General features: G+C 40.6%; 6 protein-coding genes. 1 reads left to right on the top strand and 5 read right to left on the bottom strand.

Going from position 1 to position 12,697, the window contains the following annotated elements; translation table 11 throughout:
* Positions 1 to 294 precede the first annotated feature (294 nt).
* Positions 295 to 465 carry a hypothetical protein gene (locus tag GJU87_RS01785; protein WP_153637941.1) on the top strand — a complete coding sequence of 57 codons (171 nt, stop codon included), beginning with the start codon at positions 295 to 297 and terminating at the stop codon, positions 463 to 465.
* 346 nt (positions 466 to 811) lie between these two features.
* Here GJU87_RS01785 and GJU87_RS01780 read toward each other — a convergent pair whose 3' ends face one another.
* The 5 genes from GJU87_RS01780 to GJU87_RS01765 all read right to left on the bottom strand — a co-directional run bounded on the left by GJU87_RS01780 (position 812) and on the right by GJU87_RS01765 (position 12,591).
* Positions 812 to 4,624 (bottom strand): hybrid sensor histidine kinase/response regulator transcription factor, encoded by a 3,813-nt coding sequence (locus tag GJU87_RS01780; protein ID WP_228491812.1) that lies wholly within the window; start codon positions 4,622 to 4,624, stop codon positions 812 to 814.
* A gap of 736 nt (positions 4,625 to 5,360) precedes the next feature.
* Entirely contained in the window at positions 5,361 to 5,636 is a 276-nt protein-coding gene (locus tag GJU87_RS21740; RefSeq protein ID WP_373921483.1) for a hypothetical protein, read from the bottom strand.
* 1,257 nt (positions 5,637 to 6,893) lie between these two features.
* Positions 6,894 to 8,327, bottom strand: a complete 1,434-nt coding sequence (locus GJU87_RS01775) for a glycoside hydrolase family 125 protein (protein WP_153637940.1) — start codon at positions 8,325 to 8,327, stop codon at positions 6,894 to 6,896.
* A gap of 44 nt (positions 8,328 to 8,371) precedes the next feature.
* Positions 8,372 to 10,510, bottom strand: a complete 2,139-nt coding sequence (locus tag GJU87_RS01770) for a GH92 family glycosyl hydrolase (RefSeq protein ID WP_153637939.1) — start codon at positions 10,508 to 10,510, stop codon at positions 8,372 to 8,374.
* A gap of 92 nt (positions 10,511 to 10,602) precedes the next feature.
* Complete coding sequence (locus GJU87_RS01765) at positions 10,603 to 12,591, bottom strand: glycoside hydrolase family 97 protein (protein ID WP_153637938.1); 1,989 nt, start codon at positions 12,589 to 12,591, stop codon at positions 10,603 to 10,605.
* Positions 12,592 to 12,697: the final 106 nt, after the last annotated feature.

Raw genomic sequence — 12,697 nt, 5'->3', positions numbered from 1 at the left:
ATTCCTGAAAATGAAAAAGTAATCTACAATCCTGATGATATGCTTTTTGTCTGCTTCAATTGGAGTAGAGTGAATCGCAAGAGATCCCAACACACAAAATACCCGATAAGTATTCCGATAACTCCACTTACAAATACAGCTTCTAAAGCTATGCACAACAAACTATTTAACTGACTCATATCATCATGATAATGAGATATCTTCTTGCATTGCAGTTTACATTCCAACTCACCAAATCAACCTACCATCTGGCAACGTTGATTTATCACCCGAAGTCAGCAGGCAATCAAACTCATGCAATTAATAAGTGATACTGCACAATCTTCTGAACAAGAAGAAGATGAGGGCATAGGAATTTTAATTTTAGAAAAAGCCAAACGCTTTACCGGTCGTAATGATGATTTATTCATAGCAACAATGTTAGGTTTGAAAAATTTATCTTACTGGCGTAAAACTAAACCCTGACATTATTTTGATATTTCAATTACAGACACAGATTTTTAAATTTGAGATACAAATAAATGGAGAGAATCAAAAATAATACAAATCACTCACATTGTGCACATTAACAACAAACACCCTAACCTCAATCCTAAGTCATATGTTAAATAAACTTCTTGGCGATATACTTTTGTAATTTTAGATTTTGATTTTAAAATTTAGATTTTCACCACCCGGACACAACATTCTATAACCTAAATATCAACTATTTAATAATGCATAAAAAAAAACTGACATACGACGACTCTTCATATACCAGTTTAACAAACATACATCAGCTGCAACCACGACCAGACCAATCCATACCAACCTACAATATATCCGTCGGAGATTTTCCAAAGTGCTTTTTAAATACTGTACTAAAATATCCGACACTGGAGAATCCGCATAATTCGCTTATTTCTGTGACTGTGTGACGCCCCCCTTGCAAGAGCTCCAACGCGTGATCCAGCCGAACGCTTTTTACGAAATCTGTGGGAGATTGATCCGTCAGAGATTTAACCTTCTTGTACAATAGAGATGAACTCACGTTCATGGCAGATGCAAATTCATCTTTGTTGAATTCGGTATTGGAAATATTTGCCCTGACAACCTCTAACATCTGTTTTACAAACTTATCATTCATCTCATTTGCCAATATAGATTCCTGCTCGTCGCTCCTTATTAATTTCAGAGCCTTTTCCCTTACTGCATTTCGGTTCTGAACAATTGATTTTATCTTCTGTATCAAAACAGACACATCAAATGGTTTGGTCAAATAATCATCGGCCCCCAGTCCCAGACCATGCAACTTCTGCGCTTTTGCAGACATAGATGTAAGAAGAATGACAGGAATGTGAGAAGTCTCGTAAGTTGACTTCATCTTTTGGCACAATTCGAAGCCATCCATATTAGGCATCATAATATCCGAAACAACCAAGTCAGGCATGCTCTTCTGAATGAACCTCCACGCCTCATCACCATCGCCAGCATCGTGCACTTCAAATTGTTCCCGAAATGCATTCCTCAAAAACCCTCTTAAATCATCATTATCCTCAACCACCAAAATCCGCATTCTAGTCAGCGGAGCCTGAACAGGTGGTTCTTGGAGCTCCTCGTTGTCCACAGATAAAGGTGAAACAGTGGTCTCGCTTCTTTCACCTTTCCTGAGGGACTCTTCATCCGGCAATATTTTTTTCTTTGGAATAACCACCTGAAATGTAGTTCCTGTATTTTCCTGGCTAGTGCAAAAAATATCGCCGCCATGCATATGAATATAATTCCTGGTCAGTATAAGCCCGATGCCTGAACCAACTATTTTTGAGTTTATCGCATTCTCTGCCCGGTAAAACTCTTTAAAAAGCTGCCGTTGGGCCTTTTTACTTATACCAATACCATGATCTGTTACTTCCACACTCCATTTACTATCGTTGCATTCCAAACTAATGTGAACCTCAGAATTGGGATGAGAATACTTGATTGCATTTGATAAGAGATTATCCAAAACTTTCTCAATCAAAACTTCATCCAAAGCCGCTTCATAGCTCGATTGATTTGAATCGAAGACAAGACGGATATCTTTGCTTTTCGCCAGTGATTCAAACATCTGGATTCTATTTTGAATCACTTTCACTACATCTGTCATCGTCAGGTTAAGTTGCTCTTTTCCAACATCAACCTTCTCAAAGTCCATTAATTGTGTAACTACCGAAGATAAACGGCGGGCTTGTTCGGTTGCCAGATTTAAATAATAACGTCCAAGTTTACTCAGATTCGACTCTTTATTCAGTTCTTCAATGGGTGCACCGATAAGAGTCAGCGAAGTACGAATATCATGCACAGTATTTGTGAAAAAACGAATTTTTTCTTCGGAGTGTTGCTTCTTGAGCCTATCGATATAGTATGCAAAAACAATTATTGTTATTCCCATGACAAAAAGGAATATCAAAAACTTAAACCAGCCAAGTTGCCAAAAAGGGGGAATCATATGCAAAACGATAGTCCGCTCATCAATCAGATGAGAGATTGAACCATCATACATCTTGATTTTCAACGCATAATCTCCACTCGGAATATTAGCATAAGTAAGTGTATGATTACCGGAAGGCGTACTCCACTGATTATCCAATCCTTCCAGTTTCCACGAGAATTTCGAATCTGCGACAGAGGTACCTACTGAGACCAAACTAAGAGTCAGCGTATTCTGCGTATACTTTAGAGAAATAGATTTCAGACTATCAAGAGGGCTTTTTAGCTTGAATTTTGGTATATCGCGAATTGAACGCCCCGAAATCAAAAGATCCTGGAAATAGATTTTTCCTTTGGGGTTTACCCTATGTATTGATTTGGGATTGAATATCACGGCTCCACGGTTCGTACCCCAAATCAATCGACCATCCCTAAGTTGATAGTTTGCATCCCGATTAAATGATACATGAGAAAGAGCCACACGAGATGGATACACAAGCACACTATTGTCATTAGGATCGAAACGACATAATCCATTTTCGGTACCTAACCACAAAAAGCCTTTAGCATATGAAATGCTGTTGACAAAATTTGATGGTAAACCCGATTTTGTAGTGAATGTGCCTGACTTATGAGTTTTGACGTTATACCACACCAATCCATCCCCACTGGTACACAGCCATATAACATCTCCTCTTACCAGAATATCATAAACCAGAAATCCATCCAACAACCGGGTCGCTTCTCCGGTGCGTTTGTCTAACATCAACAATCCATAGGTGCAACCAAGTAAAATCTTCCCGGGTGAAAGCTCCTTAATAACATCAACTGGAAAATTGGGATAGGAACGAACTTTATCCTCTTTGTCCGAGTAACAAATTAAATCCCCCTGAACCCCACCAATCCATATATCTCCCTGAGAATCCTTAAGAATACTAAAGACATAATTAACCGAAATTTTAGAGCCTCTGATCCCTTTGGAATAATGCGCCAGTTCCCTCCCATTCCGACTATCCAACACATATACACCCGAAGAATAAGTACCCGCCCAAATTCTTCCTCGATTATCTTCAGATAGGGAAAGAAAAACCTGCGCTTGTTTTTTCTCGTTTTTGTAATAAGAACTCCACTTATTGTTTTTTGTATCCCAGCGACTTATCCCATTATTTGTTGCAAACCAAATATTCCGGTCTCCATCTTCACAAACACTATTAACATCATTATCGACCAGCGAGTTGTGATTATTAATCATATGTTCCACTCTCTCAACCTGAGGAGTTGCCTGCTCAAAATATGAAAGCCCCCCGCTATAGGTGCATACCCAAACCCTCCTTGAATCATCGCAAAAGATATCGTAAACTCCATTTCCATTAAGAGATGTTGGATTATCAGCATCTTGTTTGTACACGTTAAGAATCTGATCGTTATTTTTATTCAACTCCCAAATTCCTTGTCCATCGATCCCAAGCAATAGGGTTGAATCGGAGTTCGCCTCAACAGCCAAAATCGGTTGTTTAGGTAAACCATTTATTTTATGGCTCGATACTTTTGTATTATCAGAGGTGAGATAAAACATCCCGCTAGACAAAGTTCCGACCCACAGTCTCTGAGATTTTTTATCGTAATACAATTTTGAAACATTGATATCTTCAGGTATTCCCTTATAAAACAGCTCTGTGTCCCCGTCATGAGTATCCAATAGTGTGATCTTGTTTAGATGAGCAACAAATAATTTGTCTCTTGTATACCATTCCAAGCCATTAATATTAGTATCGTACTTTCCAACTTGTGCCAGCTTTCCGTCAGCATATCGATAAAGCCCCGCCGATGTTCCTAACCAGATAACATTGTTGTCGCTAACCAGCATATTATTTACACTTAAATACTGGTTGGACATCATTTTACTAAGATTGACCAGTAAATCAAAACGGTCATAGACAGAGTTATATTTAAAAATCTGCCCGTTGTTCGTATAGGCAAAAAGAACAGATTTTTTCTTGTTAAAAGCGAGCTTAACGCTAATGACATCAGCGGTTTCATAGGGAAGCTTATAAATGTGATAATCATCTTCGGCAAGTCTTAAAATTCCCATCTTGGAAGAAACCCAAATGAAACCATAATTGTCCTTCATGACTTCATTAGTCTCTCTTAAAGAAATGCCAAATTTCTTGTTCATATCATGAAACTGAACATTGGCAGAAAACGAGACTATACTTGAAAACAACAAAAACATCAAGAGTAACCCCTTCACTATGATAAGCTTACTTTTCCCCATCTTTTCGACATAAGTTCCATTTCCGGAATAAGTGTAAATTATACAAATCTAAACAATACAAACAGCCATCCAAATAAATCTGCTTCTAATTCACCCTTCTCATGTCCTGTGCTTTGTCATGCTCCCTCAAATATATACAAGAATTTCACTGGGGTTTTGATAACTGTTATTAAGCATCAGATGGTTTGAATGAGTACTGAGTTTATTCGCGAATAATGAAGGTTATTCAGTTGGATCGACCAACCTTAATTGATGACATCTTCCCTCAACAATAGTCAGTTTCTTTATCAAATCTTTTTTTTCCGATTCTTGCTGCCGAAATCCTTTACCAAAGAGAGGTGGAACTTAGATAAGACCAGTCTTGTCTATTGTGACAATGAGAATAGCCAAAGTGATGGGGTGATCGGCAGAAAGACTTTTGGGACTTGCGAAAAACCGGAATACTTTTGAACATGGTAGAATAGTCCCCCGTGTCATCATAATTCACGGCCACAGAATACTGAAACGCCCGAAAATGATCGTCTCCAAATAAACCGAAACCCGTGCTAAATTCTCTGCGGTGAAAAAAAATTTTTATGCCGTGAGAATTTATTTTTGTGCTGTGAAAAAAAAATTTCCACGGCGCAGAATTTTACGGTCATCCCCCCCTTTTCGTGCAGCTTACTGTTTTCAGCATTTCTTTTATCTCTTTGCCCGGAGAAAAAACGACTTTCGCTCCTTTAATTGTAGTGGCATTTGCTTCATCAGCGGTCGCTTTCCCTTCGGCACTGATGCTGCCCCAAAGGCTGCTCACCCCATCCAATCGGACAATTTGCCCGTCAACCAGTAAACAGCTGACAATAGAAACGATGGCATACAAAACCGCACAAATGTCGGCTCCTCTGACCGTATTGGCTTCCTTCGAACAATTCAGTTATGTTATCCAGATTGTCTCCCCTGATGAATCCATAAGATTTGCGGGAAAATTATTTATCAGTTGATTACATCTCGCACAGAACAAATAGGGTGTTTTGCTTCGTAACTGGATAATACAGGAAAGCAGGAGTCACAGGAAGATAAATATCTTGTTTGGTCAGGTTGTTAAACGGTTGTTTCATCAGTCTCGGTTTGAAATTGAAATTATCCGTCTCAATCGGGAATCTTTTACAAATACCGGTTTTTTCCCTTTGTAAATTAATAATTGCCACTTATTCGCATTTGATGACTTATTTCGAAAACAGAAGATATCACAAACAAAAAAGGGGTTAAAGCATCGCTCTACCCCCTTCATTTTCGACGAGGTACCAGGATTCAACCCCCTCTTTACTTTTATATGAAAAACAACTATTTGCCGCAAACGCTTAAAAACAGATCACCTTATAGTTCACGCAATTCAGAATGCATTTATTATAAACACGTTATACGTTTATTTCAAAAGGAAAAATGTGGATCAAATGCGAAAAACCACTAAATCATTAAGCACCTCATGATGAGAAATATACGTCATTCCTCATGGTGTATAAGAATAACAATCTTGCTTATTTTTGATTCATCAAAGTATTATGAAACAATTCCAAAAACCTCAATCACAAAGGAATACAATCTGATAAAATTCTGAAATATGAACTTAAGAAAAGAAAACAGTCGAAAAAAATGTCATGGAATTCCACGAGTCTACTCAGACACTAGAGACTATAACCAAAGGGTAACGTAGAATCCAACCTTTGTCCTCAGAATGGGGAAAACCGGGTATTGATGAAAGGTATTTTTACGATTATTACCAAACTTATTACGATATCGAGCTGGAAAAGAAGAAGAAATAAAAATCTCCCTCTGACTTGTCGAAAATACAAAGAGTAATATCTGGGGATATAGACAAAACAGACTGGTTAAACGTGAGCCCAGTAAATTAAACACGTTTTTGAACAGGGAGATGAACGACAGATTATTTGCCTCCCAGAAAAAGATGAAGTTTTAAAGGTATTAGAACATTTGAAAGTTCTGTTGTAAATTGATGCGTCGCAAAGGCATTTAGCACCAGAATCAGATGTTTCCTACCAGTAAAAATGTTTTCTCATGGACTGAGCAATAAGACGCGCTTTGAAAATGGACTCTCCCCCGTTATGGAAGAAGAGTCCGCTAATCTACTATCTATGAAAAAACCTGCCAGTTGTTTGTCTTCTGTCGTTGTTTATTCCAGGCATTTCATTTTTCCTTCGTTAACCAATTTTAGAATTAACTCCCCGAAAAGTGTGTTAGCCCAGGCAAACCATGAACGGGTGAACGTCATGGGATTATCCTTATGAAATGCTTCATGCATAAATCCAGTCCCCGCATCCGTGTCTCGAAGAGTTTTCACACACCATGAAATTTCTCTGTCGTCCGTGCTCGTCATTGCCCTCATAATAATACTCATGGGCCAAACCATATCGTACCCAATATGTGGGCCGCCAATTCCTTCCGCTGCCTTCCCCTTAAAAAAATAGGGATTATCCTCACTCCACACCAGTTCCCGGGTGTTCTGATAAGTTTCATTATCTGACTCCACACACCCAAGATAGGGCAATGCCAATAAACTTGGCACATTACTGTCATCCATCAAAGTTGCATTACCAAATCCATCCACCTCGTAGGCAAAAACCTTTCCATATTTGGGATGTTCAATTATCGCGTAACGCTGAATAGCATCTTCCACCTCAGTTGCCAATGCTCTGCATTTTTCCGCAAAAACTTTATCACCATAGATTTCTTCACTAATATCTGACATCTGTTTTAGTGATGTAACAGCAAACAAGTTGGACGGAACAAGAAAACCATAAGTGGTTGCGTCATCGGACGGACGAAATGCGGAATTTATGAGTCCGACCGGATTGAGCGGCCGGCCGTGTCCGTTGTTCGAGAGGGTATCAAGTTGACGGGTTGTTTCCCGTTCAAATTTATAAGGGCCCAATCCCTCTTTCCGTTGTTGAGTGACGAAGGTTTTATAGATCAATTCAGCTGCTTTTTTCCATTTTTCGTCGAAAGGATGAATATCACCGGTTTTCTGCCAGTAATGCCAGGCAAGCCGAACAGGATAACACAAAGAATCAATCTCCCATTTTCGCTCATGCAAGCCTGGCTTCATATCCGTCAGGTCACTCATCCATTCACTTTTCTCCGTCTCATCTTTATTGAATGCATTTGCATAAGGATCGAAAAGAATACATTGCGTTTGTCTGTTGATGACACCGGAAAGCAACGCTTTCAATTCCGAATCCTGGTTCACCAACGGGAGATAGGGCCACACCTGGGCAGAAGAGTCGCGGAGCCACATAGCATGAATATCACCGGTAATCACAAATGTATCAGGGCGTCCGTCAATTTTTGTGAATTCCACAGTTGTATCAAGCGTATTAGGATAACAATTCTCAAACATCCAGGCCAGCTTGGGGTCTTTTATTTTGGCTTTTGTATCCCTGACCGCTGTTTCAACGGCTTGAGAGGTAAAATTGCGTTTCGATGGTTCAGGGCGTTTCGACCGGAACGCAGTCATTTGCTTTTTTCCTTTCACCACATTCAGACCGGAAATGGTCAGGCCCGCAGTGGTAAGCGTCCCTGTTCTGATAAAGTTCCTTCGGGTAGTCATATTTTTCTGGATTTAGATTCTGTTTGACATGAATATCCTTGTCGCTATTCAGTTGTGATAATTATTCTACCTCCCTCTTTCAATTTTTTATGGGAAATAAACCAGCCATCTAGCGGTTGTTGATCATAGGTGATACTACGGATCCGCTTTCCGACACCTTTCCTCTCAATCGTGAATGTTGACTGATCATCCAGACGGATCTCGACCTTATCAAAAACCGGTACCGTAACGATATAATTTGGGTCAGCCGGAGAGTAGGGATATAGCCCGATAGCATTAAATACATACCAGGAAGACATTTCGCCTGCATCATCCATTCCGCATAAAGCCAATCCGTCTTTTCCCATACCGTAGAAATGGTTCATAATACTGTCGATGACCGCCTGTGATTTTGGCTGTTTCCCTATAAAATAATAGAGGTAGGGATAGTTATGGTCGGGCTGGTTTCCATGACAATATTGACCGATAAAAGAAGAGACATTTCTGGCTATGTATTTGCTATTCCAGGGAATCGTAAATAAAGAATCCAGCTTTTCTTCAAATGCCTTTTTACTTGGGTATAGATCGATTAGTCCCCGCGGATTTTGCGGTACAAAAAAAGACGATTGCCAGGCATTAGCTTCCCGATACATATATTCATAATATGGGTATTCAGGATTGAACGGTGTCACCCATTTCCCATTTGCAAGACGCCCCCTCATCAGACCTGATGAAGGATCGAACAGGTGTCGATAGTTTTCCGAACGTTTCATCAAAGCCTGATAATTTTTCTGGTCATGAAATACTTTTGCAAGCAAAGCTACCGCATAGTCATCGTAAGCATATTCCAGTGTTTTGGTAACAGCCGCTTTCGCCTTGGTCTCTACATTTGGATTCTTTACCTCCGGGGTGGATATATATCCTTTCTCGATGTATTCTGCCAGGTAAGGTCTCGTACCGCCTGCCACCGTAGCATTTCTAAGCAGCAGACGATAAGCCTCTTTCGTATCAAAATTATGGATTCCTCTAAGATAAGAACCGGCAATAAATGCTGCCGCATGGTCTCCATGAAAGAATGTTGGGATAAACCCTGTAACCTCTCCCCGATCCACCAGCGATTGAATAACATCACCGGTAACTCCAGGCGATAGCCATCCCAATAATACCAACTTGTTCCTGTAAGTATCCCAAAGTGAAGGAAGCGTATAATACCTGAAATTCTTTTTCACGACTTTGCCACCCTCATCCATAAATTGACCATTCACATCACTTCGCAAAGCAGGCCACAAAAAAGACCGATACAAAGAGGAATAAAACAGCTCCTTTTGTTCTTCGGTACCTCCCGAAACCACGACTTTCGAAAGCAGATTCTCCCATTCGTCAGCAGCCTCGTCTTTTACCTCTTCAAAACTTTTGTTGCCCAATTCAGCTTCCAGATTTTCCCTGGCATTAGCAACGCTTACAAATGAAAGGCCTATTTTCATTTCCAGAGCTGCTGTGTCTTGTTTAAAACTGACAACAGGCAGATCTTTACCGCTTTGCTTCAACTCCTCTATTCGTTGAATCTCTATATTGGTCTGAGCATAAAAATAAATCCGGGACCCGGTTTCCTGATAGCCACTGAAGGCATGTGCGCCTTCCTGTTTTATCCCCCAATCCCGGACACGCTCATTGGAAACGGGCAGGTTTACAACGAGTTTTTTATTGTCGCCTTTCGGATAAGAATAACGGTGAAAACCACAATGTAAAGTGGAAGTCAACTCAGCATTAATTCCATACCGTTTCAGGTTCACTTGATAATATCCGGGATGAGCAGATTCATCATCATGGCTAAAGACTGACCCAAAGTTATCGGCGGATATTTTTCCTGATACCGGTAAAACGGGTATATTACACAAGTTCCAGTGTCCTTTACACGTATGAGTAAAAGCTTGTATAATGGTATCCTCATATTGGTATCCGGCCCCTGTATGAAATTTGGTTACCGGACTTAACTGCACCATAGCGTTAGGAACTGAAGCTCCGGGAAATACCAATCCGGCCCAAACCCGCCACCCCTCAGGAGGGTGGTAGCCAATATCCTGAGTGTTTGTTAAGGGAGCAGTTCCTAAAAAGGGATTGACATATTGTGTTAATTTTTTTTGTGCCTGCAACGAACCCGCCAGCATCAGTCCGACCAGTACGGTAACTATCTGTTTTATCATGCTATTAAATTATTTCTTTAATAAATTGGACAACCGCCCAGAGCATTGGTGCGGTTGCCCTTCCTCCAATCTCAATCAATTCTGTTGTAAATTCATTGAAACACAGCGGTCCATCCTCCATCGCGAACCATATGGATTTGCAAACTGTCACCCTGTTGAACTGTTTTGGTTATTTTTCTATAATCCATGGCCTGGACGTCTGCATTTATACCATCCTCAAAAGCAGTCATCTGGTAGCTTCGTCCCGTGGTTAAAAAATTAAGATGGAGCGTCAAATCACAGACAGAACTATTGGTTATTGCTCCGATGAACCATTTATCCCCTCTTCGCTTTGCGACAACGAAATATGAGCCAACCCGGGCTGCCATTACCCTGGTTTCATCCCAGAGCACCGGAACATGAGTGATAAAATCTGTGCATTCCTTTTCCCGGTAGTAATAAAACGGGTTATCTGCCAACATCTGGAGGCCGCTTTCAAAAACCACATACAAGGCTAGTTGGTAGGCACGCGTCCCCATGCTTTCCGGGTTCGTTCGTGTTGAGCAGTAATCTTCCGGATGTACAGAGGTCATGGCACCTGGCGTAAAATCCATTGGTCCCACCACATTCCGAATAAACGGGAGATAAGCATTATTATCAGGAGTCGCCCTTCCTCCGCTAATATTCTGTTCCATTCCGACCACTCCCTCGTAAGCAAGAATATTGGGAAAAGCCCGCTCCATTCCTGCCGGTTTAAAAGCTCCATGGTAGTCGACAAACAGATGATATTGGGCTGCCTCCCTCGCTACACGCTCGTAGAAATTGACCATCCATTGATCACTCCGATCCATGAAATCAATCTTTACGCCGGCAATTCCCCATTTACTGAACGTTTTGAAAAGTTCCGGATGATTTTGAACCGTAAGCCAGGTAAGCCACAGGATAATTTTAACATGCCTGGTCTGACCATAGTGGATGAGCCGAAACAAATCGATATTAGGGTTTGGTGTATATGGGTCCAGTGTACTTTTAGCCCAGCCTTCATCCATGATGATATAAGGGATACCAAATTTAGAAGCAAAATCGATATAATATTTATATGAATTGGTGTTATATCCCGATTTAAAATCGACTCCGTACAAACGAGCGTCGTGCCACCATTCCCAGGTCACCTGGCCAGGCTTAATCCAGTCAGTTTTTCCCAGTTGATTTGTCCGTGATAACTTAAAGACCATTTCATTTTCGAATATTTGTCGGTCGTTATGACTAATCATGAACACCCTCCACGGAAAGCTTCTGTTTCCATCGGTCCGGGCGATATAATTAGCTCTTTTCACGATCTTCAAACTCCGATCGCCATCCGGACCAAATTCCAGAGGGCATTTGGGGAAAACTCCTTTTGATCGGTTTCCTTTTTCTCCTTTCAAAAATAAACATGGATAGTCAAATAGATCTGCTTCTGATACCAGGATTTTATATCCTTTCCGGGTATCGATCAACACCGGTAACGTACTTTTATGCAAATCCGCATTCTTCCCTGAAGTTGTTCGGACATAGGAAATCTCATAAGCAGTCCGAAACGAAGCAGTTGGCGTAACCACCATATCACAGGTATCAGGAGTGTGCAAGTCGACTACTTCATCCGTCACATCTATTTTCCGCTCTCCCTGCCGGGTAACGAAACGATAAGCAACCCCATCATTGTATGCTCTGAATTCGACCGAATAGTGTTTTTGAAAACGTAGTACCAACACATTACAATTGTTATTAACTAATGCGTTTCGAAGCGGCACCGGACGCTTAATCGTTTCATTGATAGTATAGATGCGATGTGCGACCAATTCCGGATTGCTTCCTAAAGTTTCGTCTTTCAGAGCAAGAGCCATCGAGCAACTATCCATCAAAACCGTATCATCATAACAAACGGCATAATCTATATGGTCGGTTAAATTAATTGCTATGTTGATATGACCGTCCGGAGAATGAAGGTCAAAAAAAGATTTTTCAGCCAGGGCAGGAATAACCGGAAAAGCCAGCAGAAACAGTACCAAAAGTATGTGACTGTAACGAGTCGGATAAATCGCATGTTTGTGTTTTGTCATTTTACAGGTTTGATTTAATCAGTTGTCAGGTCTCCGGAACTACCAGAGCGAAATCTAAATCAGAACATACATATACTCATCAAAATGAATGCGTTATAAATTTTCA

The sequence above is a fragment of the Prolixibacter sp. NT017 genome (genome assembly GCF_009617875.1).
GTDB lineage: Bacteria > Bacteroidota > Bacteroidia > Bacteroidales > Prolixibacteraceae > Prolixibacter.
The sequence above is the reverse complement of the archived record's forward strand: the minus strand, read 5'-3'. Positions and strand labels throughout refer to the sequence as shown.